31 protein-coding genes are annotated in these 17,449 nt (G+C 67.5%); 30 read left to right on the plus strand and 1 reads right to left on the minus strand.

Annotated elements, in window-relative coordinates; translation table 11 throughout:
- The first annotated feature begins 53 nt into the window (after positions 1-53).
- The 26 genes from HUT12_RS22875 to HUT12_RS23000 all read left to right on the plus strand — a co-directional run bounded on the left by HUT12_RS22875 (position 54) and on the right by HUT12_RS23000 (position 12,952).
- Positions 54-395, plus strand: coding sequence for a hypothetical protein (locus HUT12_RS22875; protein WP_176094660.1), 342 nt, complete (start codon positions 54-56; stop codon positions 393-395).
- Positions 392-655: a hypothetical protein gene (locus HUT12_RS22880; RefSeq protein ID WP_176094661.1), complete on the plus strand. Its 264-nt coding sequence runs from the start codon at positions 392-394 to the stop codon at positions 653-655. Before HUT12_RS22875 ends, HUT12_RS22880 begins: the two co-directional genes overlap by 4 nt.
- Complete coding sequence (locus tag HUT12_RS22885) at positions 652-1,323, plus strand: hypothetical protein (protein ID WP_176094662.1); 672 nt, start codon at positions 652-654, stop codon at positions 1,321-1,323. The genes HUT12_RS22880 and HUT12_RS22885 overlap by 4 nt, the downstream gene beginning before the upstream one ends.
- A 202-nt stretch (positions 1,324-1,525) precedes the next feature.
- The gene (locus HUT12_RS22890) at positions 1,526-1,726 is read left to right on the plus strand and encodes a hypothetical protein (RefSeq protein ID WP_176094663.1); all 201 of its coding nucleotides are present in this window, start codon (positions 1,526-1,528) and stop codon (positions 1,724-1,726) included.
- Positions 1,723-2,706 (plus strand): YqaJ viral recombinase family protein, encoded by a 984-nt coding sequence (locus HUT12_RS22895; protein WP_176094664.1) that lies wholly within the window; start codon positions 1,723-1,725, stop codon positions 2,704-2,706. Before HUT12_RS22890 ends, HUT12_RS22895 begins: the two co-directional genes overlap by 4 nt.
- Before the next feature lie 5 nt (positions 2,707-2,711).
- Positions 2,712-3,638, plus strand: a complete 927-nt coding sequence (gene recT / locus HUT12_RS22900) for a recombination protein RecT (protein WP_176094665.1) — start codon at positions 2,712-2,714, stop codon at positions 3,636-3,638.
- Positions 3,635-3,910, plus strand: coding sequence for a hypothetical protein (locus HUT12_RS22905; RefSeq protein ID WP_176094666.1), 276 nt, complete (start codon positions 3,635-3,637; stop codon positions 3,908-3,910). Before recT ends, HUT12_RS22905 begins: the two co-directional genes overlap by 4 nt.
- A gap of 43 nt (positions 3,911-3,953) precedes the next feature.
- Entirely contained in the window at positions 3,954-4,496 is a 543-nt protein-coding gene (locus HUT12_RS22910; protein WP_176094667.1) for an HNH endonuclease, read from the plus strand.
- Entirely contained in the window at positions 4,493-4,912 is a 420-nt protein-coding gene (locus HUT12_RS22915; protein WP_176094668.1) for a hypothetical protein, read from the plus strand. The genes HUT12_RS22910 and HUT12_RS22915 overlap by 4 nt, the downstream gene beginning before the upstream one ends.
- Positions 4,909-5,280, plus strand: coding sequence for a hypothetical protein (locus HUT12_RS22920; RefSeq protein ID WP_176094669.1), 372 nt, complete (start codon positions 4,909-4,911; stop codon positions 5,278-5,280). Before HUT12_RS22915 ends, HUT12_RS22920 begins: the two co-directional genes overlap by 4 nt.
- Complete coding sequence (locus tag HUT12_RS22925; protein ID WP_176094670.1) at positions 5,280-5,519, plus strand: hypothetical protein; 240 nt, start codon at positions 5,280-5,282, stop codon at positions 5,517-5,519. The genes HUT12_RS22920 and HUT12_RS22925 overlap by 1 nt, the downstream gene beginning before the upstream one ends.
- Positions 5,519-5,785 (plus strand): hypothetical protein, encoded by a 267-nt coding sequence (locus tag HUT12_RS22930; RefSeq protein WP_176094671.1) that lies wholly within the window; start codon positions 5,519-5,521, stop codon positions 5,783-5,785. The genes HUT12_RS22925 and HUT12_RS22930 overlap by 1 nt, the downstream gene beginning before the upstream one ends.
- Positions 5,785-6,147, plus strand: coding sequence for a hypothetical protein (locus tag HUT12_RS22935; RefSeq protein WP_176094672.1), 363 nt, complete (start codon positions 5,785-5,787; stop codon positions 6,145-6,147). The genes HUT12_RS22930 and HUT12_RS22935 overlap by 1 nt, the downstream gene beginning before the upstream one ends.
- Entirely contained in the window at positions 6,144-6,611 is a 468-nt protein-coding gene (locus tag HUT12_RS22940; protein ID WP_176094673.1) for a hypothetical protein, read from the plus strand. The genes HUT12_RS22935 and HUT12_RS22940 overlap by 4 nt, the downstream gene beginning before the upstream one ends.
- A complete protein-coding gene (locus HUT12_RS22945; protein WP_176094674.1) occupies positions 6,604-6,798 on the plus strand; it encodes a hypothetical protein in 195 nt (64 codons plus the stop codon). Before HUT12_RS22940 ends, HUT12_RS22945 begins: the two co-directional genes overlap by 8 nt.
- Complete coding sequence (locus HUT12_RS22950; protein ID WP_176094675.1) at positions 6,795-6,995, plus strand: hypothetical protein; 201 nt, start codon at positions 6,795-6,797, stop codon at positions 6,993-6,995. Before HUT12_RS22945 ends, HUT12_RS22950 begins: the two co-directional genes overlap by 4 nt.
- Positions 6,992-7,192, plus strand: a complete 201-nt coding sequence (locus HUT12_RS22955) for a hypothetical protein (RefSeq protein WP_176094676.1) — start codon at positions 6,992-6,994, stop codon at positions 7,190-7,192. The genes HUT12_RS22950 and HUT12_RS22955 overlap by 4 nt, the downstream gene beginning before the upstream one ends.
- Positions 7,189-7,590 (plus strand): DUF4326 domain-containing protein, encoded by a 402-nt coding sequence (locus tag HUT12_RS22960; RefSeq protein WP_176094677.1) that lies wholly within the window; start codon positions 7,189-7,191, stop codon positions 7,588-7,590. The genes HUT12_RS22955 and HUT12_RS22960 overlap by 4 nt, the downstream gene beginning before the upstream one ends.
- Positions 7,587-7,883, plus strand: a complete 297-nt coding sequence (locus tag HUT12_RS22965; protein WP_176094678.1) for a WhiB family transcriptional regulator — start codon at positions 7,587-7,589, stop codon at positions 7,881-7,883. Before HUT12_RS22960 ends, HUT12_RS22965 begins: the two co-directional genes overlap by 4 nt.
- Positions 7,880-8,227 (plus strand): hypothetical protein, encoded by a 348-nt coding sequence (locus HUT12_RS22970; protein ID WP_176094679.1) that lies wholly within the window; start codon positions 7,880-7,882, stop codon positions 8,225-8,227. The genes HUT12_RS22965 and HUT12_RS22970 overlap by 4 nt, the downstream gene beginning before the upstream one ends.
- The gene (locus HUT12_RS22975; protein ID WP_176094680.1) at positions 8,227-8,766 is read left to right on the plus strand and encodes a helix-turn-helix transcriptional regulator; all 540 of its coding nucleotides are present in this window, start codon (positions 8,227-8,229) and stop codon (positions 8,764-8,766) included. The genes HUT12_RS22970 and HUT12_RS22975 overlap by 1 nt, the downstream gene beginning before the upstream one ends.
- Positions 8,763-9,902, plus strand: a complete 1,140-nt coding sequence (gene dnaN, locus HUT12_RS22980) for a DNA polymerase III subunit beta (protein ID WP_176094681.1) — start codon at positions 8,763-8,765, stop codon at positions 9,900-9,902. Before HUT12_RS22975 ends, dnaN begins: the two co-directional genes overlap by 4 nt.
- On the plus strand, positions 9,899-10,474 hold the full coding sequence (locus HUT12_RS22985; RefSeq protein WP_176094682.1) for a hypothetical protein: 576 nt from the start codon (positions 9,899-9,901) through the stop codon (positions 10,472-10,474). The genes dnaN and HUT12_RS22985 overlap by 4 nt, the downstream gene beginning before the upstream one ends.
- A gap of 1 nt (position 10,475) precedes the next feature.
- Positions 10,476-11,159, plus strand: a complete 684-nt coding sequence (locus HUT12_RS22990; RefSeq protein WP_176094683.1) for an HNH endonuclease — start codon at positions 10,476-10,478, stop codon at positions 11,157-11,159.
- Between the two features lies 1 nt (position 11,160).
- Positions 11,161-11,670: a single-stranded DNA-binding protein gene (locus HUT12_RS22995; protein WP_176094684.1), complete on the plus strand. Its 510-nt coding sequence runs from the start codon at positions 11,161-11,163 to the stop codon at positions 11,668-11,670.
- Between the two features lie 88 nt (positions 11,671-11,758).
- Positions 11,759-12,952 (plus strand): hypothetical protein, encoded by a 1,194-nt coding sequence (locus tag HUT12_RS23000; RefSeq protein WP_176094685.1) that lies wholly within the window; start codon positions 11,759-11,761, stop codon positions 12,950-12,952.
- Positions 12,953-13,011: 59 nt separating this feature from the next.
- On the opposite strand, the gene HUT12_RS23005 is transcribed toward HUT12_RS23000, so the two are convergent.
- Entirely contained in the window at positions 13,012-13,263 is a 252-nt protein-coding gene (locus tag HUT12_RS23005; RefSeq protein WP_176094686.1) for a hypothetical protein, read from the minus strand.
- A 199-nt stretch (positions 13,264-13,462) separates the two neighbouring features.
- Here HUT12_RS23005 and HUT12_RS23010 point away from each other — a divergent pair, with 199 nt between their 5' ends.
- The 4 genes from HUT12_RS23010 to dnaB are packed head-to-tail and all read left to right on the plus strand — an operon-like array spanning position 13,463 to position 17,419.
- A complete protein-coding gene (locus tag HUT12_RS23010) occupies positions 13,463-14,482 on the plus strand; it encodes an HNH endonuclease (RefSeq protein ID WP_217706039.1) in 1,020 nt (339 codons plus the stop codon).
- The gene (locus HUT12_RS23015) at positions 14,482-15,573 is read left to right on the plus strand and encodes a hypothetical protein (protein WP_176094688.1); all 1,092 of its coding nucleotides are present in this window, start codon (positions 14,482-14,484) and stop codon (positions 15,571-15,573) included. Before HUT12_RS23010 ends, HUT12_RS23015 begins: the two co-directional genes overlap by 1 nt.
- Positions 15,570-16,028 (plus strand): hypothetical protein, encoded by a 459-nt coding sequence (locus HUT12_RS23020; protein WP_176094689.1) that lies wholly within the window; start codon positions 15,570-15,572, stop codon positions 16,026-16,028. The genes HUT12_RS23015 and HUT12_RS23020 overlap by 4 nt, the downstream gene beginning before the upstream one ends.
- Positions 16,029-16,033: 5 nt before the next feature.
- Positions 16,034-17,419 (plus strand): replicative DNA helicase, encoded by a 1,386-nt coding sequence (gene dnaB / locus HUT12_RS23025; protein WP_254877070.1) that lies wholly within the window; start codon positions 16,034-16,036, stop codon positions 17,417-17,419.
- Positions 17,420-17,449 lie beyond the last annotated feature (30 nt).

Here is a 17,449-nt window from a genome sequence, read left to right on the forward strand (position 1 = left end):
GCGCCCACACGCATCACGCAATCCCAGCCTCCTACCTCTGGAGTCGATGACGCATGTCCAAACTCAGCCTTGAGACGAAGAACCAGCAGGACGAAACCGTCCGCATCGGCCCCGTGGCGCTCACGCCTGCCGTTGACGAGGGCCACTGGACGTACCGGGTTCGCCTCACCGGCGCGCAGTCCATCGTCGGCTTCCCGAAGTTCTCCACCATCGGCATCGGATTCGCGGTCGAAGACGACTGGAACACGAACCTGCCGTACACCTGCACTGCCGAGGAGATTTACGAGCACATCGAGCACAACCGGGGTGACGCTTCGATCACCCGCGAGGACTGCATTGCCGCGATCCGGCTGATTCAGGAGGCCGCGAAGGCGGACCGGAGCGCGGGCAAGTGACCGCCCCGGCTTTCGCCCTCGACGCGGCTGCCGCCGACGCTCTCGCCCGCTACGACGACGGCTCCCCCACCCTCCCCGGCGACCTCGCCCTGATCGTCGCCTACGAGCAGCAGTGTCAGCGTGACGCGGACCGTCTGCTGAGGGACGGGGTGGAGCGGGAGCGTGCCGCGTGGCTTGCCGGGCAGTGCCGTTACTGCGGTCCGGAGGGTGCGACTGGCCCGGACTGCGGTGACTGCGACGGGCCGGAGGTGCAGGCGTGAACGCCACCACCGCGATCATCAACCCGTACTGGGACGCCCTCCGCAGCCAGGTCGACACGACCGGCTCGCTGTGGGACACGCCCAGCGTCGGCGGCATCCGCTCATACCGCCAAGCCGGAGGTGACCTCGACGCAGACCGGTGGGCGCGGGAAGCACCCAAGCGGTACGACTTCGTCAACCAGTACGCGTGGACCATCACCGACCCCGACACGGTCTCGTTCATCGCCGAGCACTCCCACGGGCGACTGGTCGATCCGATGGCCGGTACCGGCTACTGGGCTTGGATCCTCACCCAGGCCGGCGTGGACGTCGTCGCCTACGACCTTAACCCGCCCGTTGTCGACTCCGAGCGGAACCACTGGCACCGCAACGTCGCCGCTCACGTGACCATCGGTGAGGCCGACGCCAAGGACTCCGTCTGGTGGCATCCGAGCCGCACGCTGCTGCTGTCGTGGCCGCCGTACGGATTCGATGCCTGCCCGATCCTCGACGCCTACAAGGGCAGCCGGGTCATTTACATCGGCGAGGAGTGGGGCGGCTGCTGCGGGGACGACGGGCTGTTTCAGGCGTTCGAGCGTGACTGGGTGAAGGTCGCCGAGCGGGTGCCGGTGCAGTGGGACGGCATGCACGACGTGGTTCACGTCTACGACCGGCGCGAGGCGGCGTGATGGTTTCCGCCCCGCTGGTTGTTGACCGTCCGCAGCCCCAACCGGGTGTGCCGATCCCACCACCCGGACCTGTCCTGCCCGTCCCCTGCTACATGCCGCCGTGCCCGACGTGCGGTGACCCGCTGCCGGGACTGCTGGCCCTGTGCCGGCGACCGCGCTGCCTGACCGCATTCCTGGACGACGACGCGAGGTACGACGACTGATGGCCTACATCGCCAAGGTCGACATTCGCCGCAGCGTCAGCCCGTCGATGGCCCAATGCGGCGACTGCGAACGCCTTCCTATAACCGCCACCCGTGAGCGAGTTCGCAGCCACGTCAAGGAGACCGGACACACGGCGTGGGTCGTGGTGGAGCACCAAACGCAGTACAGCGCCAAGGAAGAAGGAGGTTCAGGGCAGTGACCACCACCCTCACCCGCCCCGTCCCCGTCATCGGCTGGGACGCCACCGAAGACGAGTGGGTGTACGCCCGCCGCCACGGGCTCGGCGGATCCGACATCCTCGCCGTCCTCGGCTTCTCCACCTACCGCACCCCCTGGGACGTGTGGGCCGAGAAGACCGGTGTCCGCACCTGGCAAGACGACGCCGGGGCTGCTGCCGACCTCGGCAAAGACTTGGAGCCGTGGCTGATCGCCCAAGCCGGTCGCCTGCTCAACGTTTCCGTCACCACCACCCCCCACCGCACCTACGCGCATGCTGACCACGCGTGGCAGCGGTGCTCGCCCGACGGCATCACCGCCGACGGCCGGCTGGTTGAGGCCAAGACTGCCGGGTTGCAGTCCGGGTTCGGCACCCCCGCCGGCTGGGCCGACGGCGGGATTCCGCTCGGTTATGAGTTCCAGGTCCGCTGGTCCCTGTACGTGATGGACGCCCCGGCCGCCGAAATTGTTGCCCTGATCGCCGGCATGGGTGTGCAGCGCCGCACCGTCACCCGCGACGTGGCGATCGAACACGAACTGGTTGCGCAGGTCACCGACTGGTATCGGCAGCACATCGTGGCCGGGGCTGAGCCGCCGATGGGTCGCGTCGACAACGCCGCCATGGCGAAGCTGTACCCCACCTACGAGCCTGCCGCCGAAGTTGACCTGACCGGCGACACCCAAGCCATCGAACTGTGGCACGCCTACCGGGACGCCCGCGACCGCGAAGCAGCGGCGAAGGCGGAGAAGGAAACCGTCGGTGCCGCCATCAAGAAGCTGATCGCCGACCGGGAGGTGGCGAAGGTCGACGGGCAGGTGATCGCCACTTGGTCGAACAAGAAGGGCCAGGTCGATTGGCCGCGTGTGGTGGCCGCCCTGGTCGAGCAGCACGGTGTTCCGGCCCCGAACCCGGACGAGTACCGCAAGCCTTCCACCCGCTCCCTCAATGTGAAAGACGCGTGATCGATATGACGACGAAGCCTCAGCCGGACGCCAAGACCGCCCTTGCCACCCGCCGGGAGAACGGCGGTGTCGCGCAGAACACCATCGCCAACCAGATCCGGTCGATGGAGAAGGAATACCAGCTCGCCATGCCGAAGGGCGGCGAGGCTGCGCAGCTCATCCGGGACGCCCTGACCGCGCTGCGGATGACGAAGAACCTCGACCGCTGCGACGCCCCGTCGGTGCTCGGCTCGCTGATGACCTGCGCCCAGCTCGGCCTGCGGCCCGGAGTCCTCGGACACGCGTGGCTGCTGCCGTTCTGGGCGAGCAAGCACCACCAGGACAGCAACGGCAAGTGGATCGGCGGCTACAAGGCGCAGCTCGTGATCGGATATCAGGGGCTCATCGACCTCGCCCACCGGTCGGGAAAGATCGTGTCGCTGATCGCCCGGACCGTCTACCAGGGCGACGAGTTCGATGTTGACTACGGCGTCGCGGACACGCTGGTGCACAAGCCGAACCTGTTCGGTGAGCGGGGCGACCCGATCGCCTACTACGCCATCGCCAAGTTCGTTGGCGGCGGCTACGCCTTCTACGTCATGTCGCACCACGACATGCTGCGCTACCGGGACGCGAACGCGACGGCGAAGAACCGCGAGGGCAAGGTGTTCGGCCCGTGGGTGGAGCACTTCGAGGGCATGGCTCACAAGACTTGCGTCCGCCAGTTGGCGAAGTACATGCCCAAGTCGACTGAGCTGGCGTACGCGCTTGCGGCCGATGAGGGAGTGCGAGTCGACTTGACGCCGACCGCCGACCCTGCCGAGGCGACGGAGCACCCGGACTACATCGACGGTGAGGCCGAGGAGCGGCCGACCTCGGGCGCCCCGGCGGGTGCCGGTGACTGGCCGGCGACCGTGCAGCCTGCCGATGCGAACGGCAGCAGCCAGCCGTGAGCTACGAGTGGGAGTCGGCGCAGTACGACCAGTGGACCCCGCCGCAAGCCGAAGCGGCCATGCGGTGGGTGCTGCGGGCGATGACGGACGCGCAGCGGGCGTTGAAGGCTGCCCGAGACGCCGAGATCGAAGCCAAGCACGCCTACGAGTCTGCGAAGCGTACTGCGTTCTTCTCCCCGAACTGCCCGAAGCCGGAGCGTGGCGGCTACACGGTCGCTGACCGTGACTTCTTCGGACGTTGGATAAGCAGTCGGTGGTGTTGGCTGCGTTGAACAAGAACGTTCAGCAGGCGTTCAGCGTGGTCGGGGTGCGCTGATGTTGAAGCGCCGTGCTGGGTTGCGTCCGTTCTCGCCGAAGCGTCTCGCCGCTCTGGCCGAGCAGGGCATCCGCCCGTGGTCGACGCTGAACAGCACGGGCGCCGGCCTGTCTCGGGCCGCCGGTAAGGACGCGAAGCCGACGCCGCGCCTGCGTGACACGGGCCCAGACAAGGGCACGGTGGCGACGGTGGTTGCCCGCGATTTCGGCCGCTGCGCCCGGTGCGGTGGGCCGGTGTCGGGGCAGCGTGGCGTCGACTACTCGGTTCACCACAGGCGGGCTCGGGCGATGGGTGGGACGGTCCGCCCGGACACGAACGAGCCGCAGAATCTGCTGCTGCTGTGCGGGTCTGCGACCTCGCCTGACGGCTGCCACCACCGCGTGGAGAGTTCCCGCGCTGAGGCGTACGAGCTGGGTTTTCTGGTGCGTCAAGCCCAGGATCCGGCCGAGGTGCCTGTTTTGCACGCCGTCCACGGGCGAGTTCTGCTCGCCGACGACGGCACCGTTTCTTCCCTCTCCCCCACGACCGAGGAGGTCGCATGACCGAGTACAGCGAGTTCGAGCGTCAGCAGTTGCAGGCGGTCGCCGACTTCAACAACGCCTGCCTGCCCGGCAACTGGGTCAGCTACAAGACCATCGGTGGCGTCCGCTACGGGCAGACCCTCGGTAAGGCGATGGTGGTTGGTTCCGGCAGCGACATGAATGCCGTGGTGGCGATCACCGGCGGTAACCGCAACTTCGCGCTGTCCGAGGTCACGGTGATCCCGCCGCAGCCGGACGAGATCGAGGACGACAGCCGTGACCTGCCTGAGCCGGTGGGTGCGGCCGGGCGGGTGCGGGAGTACATCGCGGCGAACGGTGACGGCATTTACGACGTGCTCGACGGGCATCCGCTGTACGCCCGCGACATGGAGGCGATCTGCCGGGCGGTTCTGGACCGGGCGGGGGTGCCGGCGTGAGCGTCAACCTCGTGAACGGCGACACCTTCACCGCCATCACCATCCACGACACGCGCGGCGCCACCCTCAACATCGAGCGCACCGACGACGGCCGACTGTCGGTGTGGATCGCCCCGCCTGGCGGCAACGACGGACCGTCTGTGCAGCTCGACGAGGCGGACGTGATCGCCGTGGTGGCGTACCTGTCGGCTGGTCGGCCGGGTGCGCTGGTTCCGGCCGCCGAGCTGGCTGCCGAGAAGGCGAACGCGAAGCACTGGCATGACCGGTATGCGGGTGCCACCGCCAGCGTGTTGACGCTTACGCAGGCGTTCACGGATCTGGCCGAGTCGCAGCGCGCCGGGGCCATGCCTGTCAAGGCGGTGAACTGATGGCCTCCTGGGATCGCCGCGAGTACACCGTCCGCACCATCGAATACGCCGTCCGGGACGGTGCAGCGATCGGCGAGTTCATGAAGGCGCACATCGCCGCTCTCGCCGGCTACCGGAAGCTGAACGGGCTGACCGACGACACGGCCGTGTTCGACGACTGGGCGACGGTCCACGTCACCGATGACGGGGTGACGATCCGCTTCGCTGTCCAGGAGCAGGTTCGGGCGGTGAACGGCTGATGACCGTGACGATGCCTGAGCCGCCGGACCGCGCCCTTGTCGGCCTGTTCGACCCCACCGACACCACGACTCCCCCGGCCACCTACCGCCGTGACGATACCCAGATTCAGCACTACGACGGCGACGAGCCCGTCTGGTTCGGAGTCGACGGTGAGTGGTCCTGGTCGGATGTGGTGCGGATCGCTGCCGAGTCTGGCCGTGTGGTGGTGCGCCTGTACCGGGCCGACGATCCGGCCATCACCGTCAACGAGGCGGTGAAGCCCTGATGGCCTCCCTGCTGAACGACCTGCCCGGCACCGCCGGTGACCTCGCCCGCCACATGGGCCGCATCTCCGAAGACGTGTACAGCGCCGGATGGCACAGCAACCTCGAATGGATGCTGTGGGACGCCCTCACCATCTGGCGTCAGACCGGCCGCGACAACTTCCCCGACTCGTACGGCACCGACCTGGCGGTGTGGATGTGGGAGTTGGACTGGTTGCAGAAGCGGGCCGTCGGCTGGGTGTGGTGGCTGGGCGGCGAACAGTTCGTGTCGGAGGGTCGGTGGCTGCGGCTGGTTGAGGCCCGCCCGTACCGGCCTTTCGACTCGTACCCGAACGCGCAGCTCGACACGGCGGTGGTCCGGTGACCACCGCGACCGGCACCCGCGTCTGGACTGTGGCGATTCCCGCCCCCCACCCGATGAAGACCGTCAACCGCAACGAGCACTGGTCGGCCGGATCACGGCGGCGACGCGACTGGCGGGAAACCGCCTACGCCCGCATCGCCCTCGCCAACCTGCCCAAGGGGCTCACCCGCATCCGGGTGGACGTCGAACTGCGGTTCACCACGAACCGCCGCCGCGACGCACCCAACTACTACGGGGACGTGATCAAGCCGTGCATTGACGCCATGTCACCCGAGAAGCGGGTGAAGGCGCGAGGCGGCAACGGCTATCGGGTGGAGCGCGGATGGGGGCTCATCCCCGACGACACCGCCGAATTTCTGGACCTGACCGCGCCGACGATCGGGCCGGTGGTGGCGAAGGGCCTGCATCCGTACGGGCTGGTCGTGCTCACGATCACCGACTTGTCCGGGGGCGACGATGCCTGATCTCGCCCAGTTGGAGGCGGCCCGCACGCCACTGCCGTTCACCACTGCCCGCGCCGGCTACACCGTCACGCGAGTCGGCCGGGCCATCTACCTGAACGCGCGGGAAATCCCCGACACCGACGCCTTGGACCTGTCGATTGCGCTCGCGCGGGCGGTCCACGAGAACGCCACCGAGGAGCCCCGATGACCCCCGACAGCATCTGGTTTGCGGTCCGTGCCCGTCAGGCCGCCGTCTCCAAAACCGCCATCGAGCGCGGCTTCCCCAACCTCTCCACGGTCGAGCCCGGCCCGGACGCCCTCCGCTCCGCCGCCCAGCTTCGCGCCTGGCAGCTCGCCACCCGACCCGACCTCGCCCCCACGCCCACCCAGGAGGTGGCCGCATGACCGCACAGCCGTACGACGCCCGGCACCTACCCGAACTGCCCGACACCGACGACATGAAGGCCGCCTTCCACAACCTCATCGTCGCCGTCAACGGATTCCCCTACAACGGGGCCACCACCGACGCGGTCACGTGGACGCTGCGGTGGCTGCGCGCCAACCCGGACGAGGCTGACGTACTGCTGGGGAGGGCCGCGTGAGCCCGCAGCGGATCCAGCGTCAGCGACGCAAGGGGTGGACCCGGCCCGACAACGCCGTCATCGTCGACCGCACCAGCCGATGGGGCAACCCGTTCACCATCGGCCGCGTCGGCGACATGCGCTCCTGGACCGGCTGGTTCGTCGGCAACCACCACGACAACACCGCCAACTACGGCCAGTTCGACACCGAAGCCGACGCAAGGGCACACGCCGTCAAGCTGCACCGCGAATGGCTCGACGGGGAACCGCAATGGGCGCACGTCCAGCCGCAGCGGCGGGCGTGGATCCTCGCCAACCTGCACACTCTCGCCGGGAAGACACTCGTGTGCGCCTGCGCCCCGGACAGTCTGTGCCACGCCGACACGTACGCGGCCCGGATCCCGGCGGCTGCCCGATGAGCCGCCTCAACTTCACCGTCGACCGGCGCAGCAGCGACCACGGCGACCGGTGGCGCGACAACAGCATCTGCCGCGACATGGACGGCGAACTGTTCTTCCCAGTCGGCACAGGCCCGAGCGCCCGCAACCAGACCGAGCAAGCCAAAGCGGTATGCCGCCGCTGCCCCGTTCAACTTGCCTGCCTGAACTGGGCGCTGGAATCCGGTGAGCAGTTCGGTGTCGCAGGCGGCATGTCGGAGGACGAGCGTCAGGCACTACTGCGTCGCGGTATCCGCTCGGTGGCTACCGCATGACCACCGCCAGCATGGCCCGCCCCACCATCGGGGCGGGCCCCACCCCCAAGGACCAGAACATGGACTACCGCGCCTACGAACGCATCATCGACGCCGTCCGTGCCGGCTGCGTCAGCCGCAACCACGACTACGAGTACGTGAAGACCACACAGCGGCGCACCGTCAACGTTCGCGAGCAGGTCCACGCCGCCGAGAAGCGCGGCTACCTGAAACTCGGCTACGACGGGTCGGTCACCGTCACCCCTGCTGGTGCAGCATGGCGGGACCGGGACCGGCTGCGGGCGCGCGGTGCAGGTTCGACGGCGACGGCCCCCGCGTTCTCCGACAGTCCGGCGGTGGCGTGATGCGCACCATCCCCGACCTGCACCCCGACGACACAAGCGCCCGCGACCACATCGCCGGGTGGCTGCGTCGCATCCGCGAAAACCGGCACATCTCGCAAGCCGAAGCCGCCGACCGGTACGGCTGCAACGAGTTCGCCATCTCGCAGATGGAGTCCCGCCGATCCTGGCATGTCGCCACCGTGCAGGCGTGGGCCCGCATCTACGACTACCGAATCCAGCTCACTGCGCTCGGCCTGACGGTGCCCGATGACGGGGATCCGATGGCCGCCATGTACGAGCACACCAGCCCGTCCACCGCCGCCGCAGAAGACCGCCTGGACTTGCGCATCTACGTCAACAACCTGGCCCGCATCCGCCGCGCCTCCCGCATCAGCCTCGCCACTCTCGGCGCACGTATGGGCTGCACCGAGGGTGCCGTTTCGCGCCGGGAGTCGAACCCGGATCGGGTGCGGGTGTCAACGCTGCAACGCCACACCCGCGCACTCGGTGGGGTGCTTGACCTGTCTGTCGTCCCCACCTGGCAAGGAGCCGCCGCATGAAGCTTCGAGTGGAGCGCGACCAGTTCGCCGACGCCGTCACCAACGCCGCCCGCGCCATCCCCAACCGGCCTTCTGTGCCCGTGCTTGCTGGGGTGATGCTGCGTGCCGACGGCGACGGGGTGACCGTGTCCGCCTACAACTACGACGTGTCCCACGAGGGGCACGCACGCGGCACTGTGCAGGATCCGGGTGCTGCTCTCGTCTCCGGCCGGCTACTCGCCGCACTGGTGAAGGCCCTACCGAACAAGCCGGTCGAGCTGGCGTCGGTGGGTGCCCATCTGGAACTGGTGTGCGGCAGCGCCCGCTTCACCCTGCCCACCATGCCGGTGGAGGACTACCCGACCCTGCCGGCCCTCCCGGACACGATCGGCACCGTCGACACGGCAGCATTCGTGGCCGCCATCAACCGGGCCACCATCGCCGCCTCCCGCGACGACACCATCCCCGTCATGACCGGCGTCCGCGTCGAATTCCGGGCCGGCACGGTGGCGCTACTCGCCACCGACCGGTACCGACTCGCCGTGGTCGAGTGCCCGTTCAACGCCACCGACCCGAACCTGTCCGTGGACCTGCTCATCCCCGCATCGGTGCTCGCCGAGACAGCGAAGACGTGGACCGGCGGCAGCATCGAAGTGTCGGCGGCGGCGGGTGGTGACGGCCTGGTCGGGTTCGCCGACGGCCGGCGCAAGACCACGTCACGGCTGCTGGACGGCACCAACTATCCGCCCGTCCGCTCCCTGTTCCCCGCCGACGACATGGTCAAGGCGACCGCCATCATCCCGGCCGGCGACCTCGCCCAGGTGGTGAAACGGGTCGCGCTGGTGGCGGAGCGGACCACGCCCGTACTGCTCACTTTCACCCCCGGCGACACCACGCTGGTCGTGGAGGCTGGCGGCGCGGAAGAGGCACGCGCGTCGGAGGCCATGCCCATCAGCAGCTACAGCGGCACCGAGGCGCTGACGGTCGGCTTCAACCCGCAGTACCTGATCGACGGACTCGCCAACCTCGACACGGCGCACGCACACATCGGCTTCGTGGACGCCTTCAAACCTGCGGTGATCGCATCCGCCGACAGCGACGGGCAACCCGACCCCACCCACCGGTACCTGATCATGCCGATTCGGGTGTCCAGATGACCACCGCCACCCTGCGCGCCACCTGCGACGACCACACCCGATACGTCGCAGGCTGCCGCCCCTGCCAGCAGCGCACCGCCAACCGGGGTCGCACCCGACGCCGCGCCGCAGCCTACGGGCACATCATCACCGGCCACGCCGACACCACCCCGGCGCGCGAACACATCGCCGCCCTGCACGACCAGCACCGAATGAGCTACCGGCACATCGCCTACGCGGCTGGTGTCCGACGCGACGCCGTACGGCTCATCGCCAACGGCAGCCAGCCGCTCGCGTACCCGGAAACCGTGCGTCGGATCCTCGCCGTCTCCCCCGCCCCGAGCATCGACGAGATTGCAGTACGGCGGGTACTCGCCGGCCACGCCCCCATCACGCGGCTCAGCGACGCGGAGCGGGCCGAACTGTGGCGGCTGTGGCGCCGCCAGCACACCAGCCCCGTTGGTGAGGCGACGTTCGCCCGCCAGTTCGGGGTGACCAAATCCGATGCGGGACGCATCCGCTACGCCGCCGACCGGGCGGCAACCAACCCTAGCCACGCGGCCACGGGCCGCACCAACCGAAAGGCCGCCTGACATGGCGGATGTTCTGCCTGACGCGATCAGTGCCCAGGGGCTCACCGGATGCATCGACGGCGTTTGCGGCCTGCCGATTATTGGTCGCGGTCGGTGCCGCAAGCACTACATGCGCTGGTGGCGTCGAACGTCGAAGGGGCAGCGACAACCCGCCCTCAACTTCAAGACCAAGACTCCGGCGCAACGGTTCTGGGCCAAAGTCGACCAACGCAACAAAAACGAATGCTGGCCGTGGCGGGGCTCAACTACCACGTTTGGGCACGGCGAGTTCTACGTCTCGCCCGAACGTCGCCAAGTGCCGGCGCACGTGTACGCCTTGGAACTAGCGACCGGCGAATCCTGTCCGACAGGCATGGAGGGTTGCCACCACTGCGACAACCCGGCCTGCTGCAACCCGGACCACATCTACTACGGAACTCGGCAACAGAACGTCGATGACATGTGGCGGCGCAATCGCGGGCGACGCGGCAGTAGGCACGCCAGCGCCAGAGTCACCGAGGAAATAGCCCTCCGCATTCGCGAGCGCTTCGCCTCCGGTGACACGCAGCCGGACCTTGCCGGCGAGTTCGGTCTCACCGATTCCGGCATCAGCAGCATCGTCAACGGCAAGACATGGGCCCACGTTGGCGGCCCAATCAAGACGCACGCCCGCCCTGGTCGTCGTCCCAATCGAAAGGCGGCTTGACATGGCAAATGACACCCCAATCACCGTGATCGGACAGCTCACGGACGATCCGGAACTCAGGTTCACCCCCTCGGGGGCGGCCGTCGCCAAGTTTCGCATCGCCTCGACCCCGACCCGCTTCGACAAGGAGCAGCAGAAGTTCGTCGACATGGAGCCGCTGTTCCTCGCGTGCACCGTCTGGCGTCAGGCCGCGGAGCACGTGGCGGAGTCGTTGCAGCGCGGTGCCCGCGTGATCGTGTCGGGCCGGCTACGTCAGCGGTCCTACGAGACCCGCGAGGGCGAGAAGCGCACCGTCATCGAGCTGGAAGTAGACGAGATCGGCCCGAGCCTGCGGTACGCGACGGCGAAGGTGCAGAAGATGTCCCGCTCCGGCGGTAGCGGCGGCGGTGACCGGTCGAACGGCGGCGGTTCGTTCGGTGGCGGCCAGGACGACCCGTGGGCTTCGTCGGCGCCGGCCGCGAGCGGTGCCCGGTCGGGTGGCGGGTTCAACGACGAGGATCCGCCGTTCTGATCCGAACGTGACTTGACCTGCGCGAATGGGGCGCGGACCTGCCTGTGTGGGGGTTCGCGCCCAACCCCGCCCACCACCAGGAGTTCAAATGCCCAACCGCGCCTGGCACGCCATTCTCGGGATCAAGCTCGACACCCTCAAGCCCAACCTCGGACACCCCGACCTAGTCGAATCCGGCGACCCCGTGCTTGCCGACCTGTGGCAGTACATCATCAACGACCGAACACCCGGGACGCTCGAATGCACCGACGGCGAAGCCAACTGTCCTGGCTGGCTTATCCCCGTCGTCGGCCCCTACAGGCACTTCCGCCACTACAACCCCGGCGAATCCGGCGGACCAGCCGCCAAAAGCGACGAGCACAAGGCGTGGCAGGAATACGTCGTCAACCGCACCGAGCAACACGGGCTCACCGCAACCGTCGAAGCCCGCAGCCGCACCGGCCGGCGGATCCAAGACGTCCACGTGGAAGGCGGAACCGTACCCCTATCGGCCGAAATCCAGGTTTCCTACATCCATCCCAGCACCATCGCCCGCCGCGTCGAACTCGACCAAACGGCCGGAGACACGCCGCTGTGGATCGCCAACCATCCGCTGTCCCCTGCCATAAACCGGGCACCCTGGTCACGCGTCGCCAAAGACACCCCTCAGCGCATACTCGCCGGCACCGCCGACCTGCTGCTGGGTGGAGCCATGACCGCCACCTGGGAAGAATGCGGCCGGCGGCATCCCAACTGCCCCGCAACCGGCCGACGCCCCTGCGGCCAGAAGCACGTCTTCCTTGACCCCACGCGTGGGCTGCATCTCGATCAGCTTGTGGTTGGCGCAGCCACCGGACAGTTCAGGCCAACGCGCAGACGTGACGGTAAGTCGATCCGCCACATTTGGTTGACGGCCGACGACTACGAGCGGTACCACGACGACCAGGCCGACCAGCAGGACACCGAAGATAATTCGGATCCGCAACTACTTCCCAACGACAGCACTGTCTGCCGGTACGGCGAAGCCAGTCCGCGCAAACTTCCGGCCAAGCCGCGTGACAGCGGCGGCGGCCTGTACGTGCCTGAGCGGCCCCGCACGGAACGCGACAGCGGGCGCGAGCTGGGCAGTGCCAAGAAGTCAGCGGGTGTGATGCTAAGCGGCGTCCTGCCGGACGGCCCTAGCACCCAGCCTCGCGGAGTTTGCGGCGCGGGGGTGACGCCGTGCGGCGAGCCTGCCCGTCTCTATCCGGCGGGCTGGCGCTGCGATGCACATGTTCCGTCGAGTCCTTGGAAGCGGAGGTGACGGCGGTCAGCACAAAAGCCCGACGCTGCGGGGGCGTCGGGCTCGATGCGGCAGGTTCGCTAGTCCTCGGACTTGGCGCGCGACCGGCGAGGCGGCGGCGGCTCACGCCCCGTCGTGTCCTCGACGCCATGGGCTCGGGCAATTCGGCGCACATGCTCAGGTGTGTAGCGCGCCTTCGCTCCGACGTGGGACAGCTTCTCGCCGCGCCGGACCGCTTCGGCAACCTCGGCTGCCAGCTCGTCACGACGCCGCTTGAACGTCGCCTCAGCCCGGTCAAGGGCGGCGCGTGCTCTCAGTACGGGGTCGTCCACGGTCCAAGTGTCGCAGATGAGTGTGTCGCGATCCTCGCCTCTCACCTTGATGGCACCGCCTGGTCGCAACGCTTGTGTTGGAACATGCATGTGCCATACTGTACCCGAGTCGGCCGCAGCATCAGCGGCCAACCCTCATTTTCCCGACCAGCAAGCCCAGGACCGGGGTTTGAACATCTCAACCGGCACAGGAGTACCAGTGGCCGTTAGCCGCACGCTGCGCTTCCAAATCCTTCGGCGCGACAAGCACACCTGCCAGAGCTGCGGCCGAACCGCGCCCGAGGTTAAGTTGGAGGTAGACCACGTCACCCCCGAAGCGCTCGGCGGGGCGACCGTTCCCGAGAACCTGCGCACCCTTTGCGCTGACTGCAACGGCGGAAAGTCGGCCACGCCTCCCGACGCTGCCGTGGTCGCCCAAGTCAGCGACGATGCCGTCCGCTGGGCCGAAGCGATGAAGGTTGCCGCCAACCGCATGCTCGCCGACCGTGAAAGGCGAGCCCGCGTCCACGAAGAGTTTGACCAGGCGTGGCACCGGTGGACCGGCGCCAGTGACAAGCAGCCGCTCCCCCGCGACGCCGACTGGCAGGACAGCATCGACCGCCTGTTGGCCGCCGGCCTGCCGATGCCGATCCTGAGCGACTGCATCGATCAGGCGATGCGAAACAAGACGATCCCTGCTGACCGCATCTTCCGGTACATGTGCGGCATCGCCTGGAAGCGGGTGAAGGAATTGCATTCCGGTGCCAGTGGACTCACCCAAGTCGACGCACCGAATTCGTCTCCCGGCGGCCCCATAAGGGCACTTTCGGACCTTGTGCTCGGATGGGCTGACGACCAGGGGCGCGGGCAGTACATGGAAGAGGCAAAGCGGGAACTGGCAGAGGAAGGCGCATGTAGCGACCCGGATGCTGTGCATGCGCGGGCAGCCTTTATCGGTGTTGTTGACCTTTGGCACACCAAAGAAGCGTGGGCGCACGCCGCAAGGTCCGTTATGCGCGGAATGCCTAGGCATCTACTCGACCGCCTGTACGGGCAGGCGCGGGATGACGCGTTGCGGGCGCAGGCGCGGGATGCCGAGGACGCGTCCGGCGAGGAGTTCAAGGAGGAGTTCAAATCGGACATGCGGGCCGACGAGGAATTCCAATCGAGTGCGCTGAGGTTGCTCGGCCGTGAGATCGGACAGCTATCCAGCTCGGCAGCGAACGGCAGGGGTGACTGATGTCCCGCAAGTACGGTGTGTTCTCGACGGACATCTGGCAGCCCGAAGACACCTTCGTCGGCTTGTCACGGGACGCGCAGTGGGCGTACTTCATGCTCAGCACCCAGAAGGACATCAGTGCCGCCGGGGTACTGTCCCTCAACGTCAAGCGGTGGGCCAGCCGCGCCCGCGACACGAGCCGCGCCGACATCGTGGCCGCGCTGCGAGAGCTGAGCGCGGGCGGGAAGGTCGTCTACGACACCGAGACTGAGGAGTTGTTGGTCGTCACGTTCGTGGACGACGACAACGGCTACGGCAACCGGAAGCGCCGGCCTGTGATCGAGCGGGCGGCGCGGGCGATCGAGTCGCTGGCGGTGCGTCGGGCGCTTGGCCGGGAGTTCGTGAGGCTGGGTTTGCCGGTGGAGTGGGTGCGGTTGACCGAGGCCGACCTGGTCGACCCCGAAGCCGACCCCGATCGGGTGTTTTCGCAGGTGGATACCCTATGTCAGGTTTCGGAGATAGCCCATGCCGAAAAGCCGGATGGGGCATCCCGTTTCGACGGGGTTGTGGTTACTGAAGTCGGAGTAGTTACTGCCTCAACCCTCAACCCACAATCCGTTCCGCCTCCGGCGGCACCTGCGGACACCGCAGTCGCAGACGATGCGCTGTTCACCTCTCCCACGCAGCCTGCTCCTGCACCTAGCAAGAACGACACACGCAACCGCGCCTTCGGAATCGCACGCTGGTGGATGGATCTTCGAGAGGCTGCCGACACGCCTGTCATCGCCACCGGCGGGGGCAAGGATCCGGGACTCCACAAGCTCCGAAGCCTGATCGAGCCGTTCACTGCCGCCTACACCGACGAAGAGATCAAGCAGGCGTTTGAGGAGATCCGAGTCAGCATCCCCGCCGCCGCTCGTCTCGACTCCACGTTGGCACAGATTCGGACCAATGCCCGCAACCAGCAGCAGGGGCGGCAGCCGAACCTTCCTGCCCGCTATGAGCCGAGAGGTGGCGCGGCCCGCTGGGATCAGCAGGGGCCCCGCGAGAACGCGAACAGCCGCAACGCCGAAGGCTGGCTCAGCCTGCCCGTCTCGGGGGGTGCGGGATGACGCTCGACGAGACGAAGCGGGTCCTCGCCGCCATCGCCATCTACGAGTACCGGTTCGGGAAGCCGGACGAGAACGTGTTGAAGGGCTGGCACAAGGTGCTTGCCGATCTGGATGTGGATGACGCGGTGCAGGCGGTGTTGCGGTACTACGCCGACAACACGGAGCGGATCATGCCCGCCCACATTCGGTCCGGTGTGAAGGCGATCCGGGCGGAGCGGCGCCGTTTGCAGCCGTCGGCGCCGCGTGCCCTGCCGTCGCGGTTTGAGGACGACATCAACCGGGAGGTGTGCATGGAGCGTGGTGCGGCTTCGACGCGGGAGGTGTTGGAGCGGCTGCTGGGTCATATCGGGGCGTCGCGTCCGGAGTTGCCGTCGGCGATGGACGAGTTGCGGGCGTTGACTGCCGGCCCATCTGTGGTGGATGCCGAGATTGTTGACGATGAGGTGCAGTCGTGACGGTTGTGGATGTGCCGCCGCAGCGGCTTGCCCCGGACGACATCATCGGGGCGGGCCAGTTTGATCGGACGCCGCCGCAGGATGTGCAGGCCGAGCAGGCGGTGCTTGGGGGGATGCTGCTGTCGAAGGATGCCTGCGCGCAGGTGATCGAGGTGTTGAAGGGCGAAGACTTTTACCGGCCGGTTCACGGCACGATCTTCAACACGATCGTGGAGTTGTACGGCCTGGGCGCACCTGTGGATGCGGTGTCGGTGGCTACGGCGCTCGCTGAGTCGAAGATGCTCGGCAAGGTTGGTGGCGGCCCGTATCTGCATACGCTGATTTCGATGGTGCCGACGGCGGCGAATGCGGCCTGGTATGCGCGGTCGGTGGCGGATCGGGCGGTGGAGCGGCGCATCATCGAGGCGGGTACGCGTCTGGTGCAGCTCGGCTATTCGGGTTCTGGGGGGACGGGCCGGTCGTCGTCTGATTTGGCGACGTTGGCGCAGCAGGCCGTGTACGAGGTGACGTCCCGGCAGGTGTCCGAGGACTATGCGATGTTGGCGGACTTGTTGCAGCCGACGCTGGATGTGGTGGAGGCGGTCGGCGCGAGTAAGGGCGCGATGACGGGCGTGCCGACTGGTTTCACCGACTTGGATCGGCTGCTGAATGGCTTGAACCCCGGCCAGTTGGTGATCATTGCGGGTAGACCTGGGATGGGCAAGAGCACCATAGCCGCCGATATTTGCCGGAATGCGGCGATTCGGGCTGGCATGACGTCGGCGTTCTTCTCCCTGGAAATGAGCAAAGTCGAACTGGTGATGCGGATTCTGTCGGCCGAGTCTCGGGTGCCGCTGCATGTGCTGCGGTCCGGCAACCTCGACGACTCGGATTGGACGAAGCTGGCCCGCTGCATGGGTGAGATCGCCGACGCGCCACTGGTGGTGGATGACACGCCGAGCATGAACCTGATGCAGATCCGGTCGAAGGCGCAGCGGTTGAAGCAGCGGCACAATCTGCGGCTGGTGGCGGTCGACTACCTGCAACTGATGTCGTCGCCGAAGGGTGCCGGCCGTAGCCGTGAGCAGGAGGTTGCGGAGTTGTCGCGCGGCTTGAAGCTGCTCGGCAAGGAGCTTGAGGTGCCGGTGATCGCGGTGTCGCAGTTGAATCGTGGCCCTGAGCAGCGGCAGGACAAGCGCCCACAGCTCAGTGATCTTCGTGAGTCGGGCTCGCTGGAACAGGACGCGGACATTGTGATCCTGATGCACCGGGACGACTACTACGACCCGGAGTCGTCTCGTGCCGGTGAGGGGGACGCGATTGTCGCCAAGCATCGGAATGGGCCGACGGACACGGTGACGTTGGCGGCTCAGCTTCATCTGTCCCGGTTCGTTGACATGGCGATCGTGTGAGGGGGGTGCGCGATGTGGTGTGACTACTGC

This window comes from Verrucosispora sp. NA02020, from assembly GCF_013364215.1.
Classification (GTDB): Bacteria; Actinomycetota; Actinomycetes; order Mycobacteriales; family Micromonosporaceae; genus Micromonospora.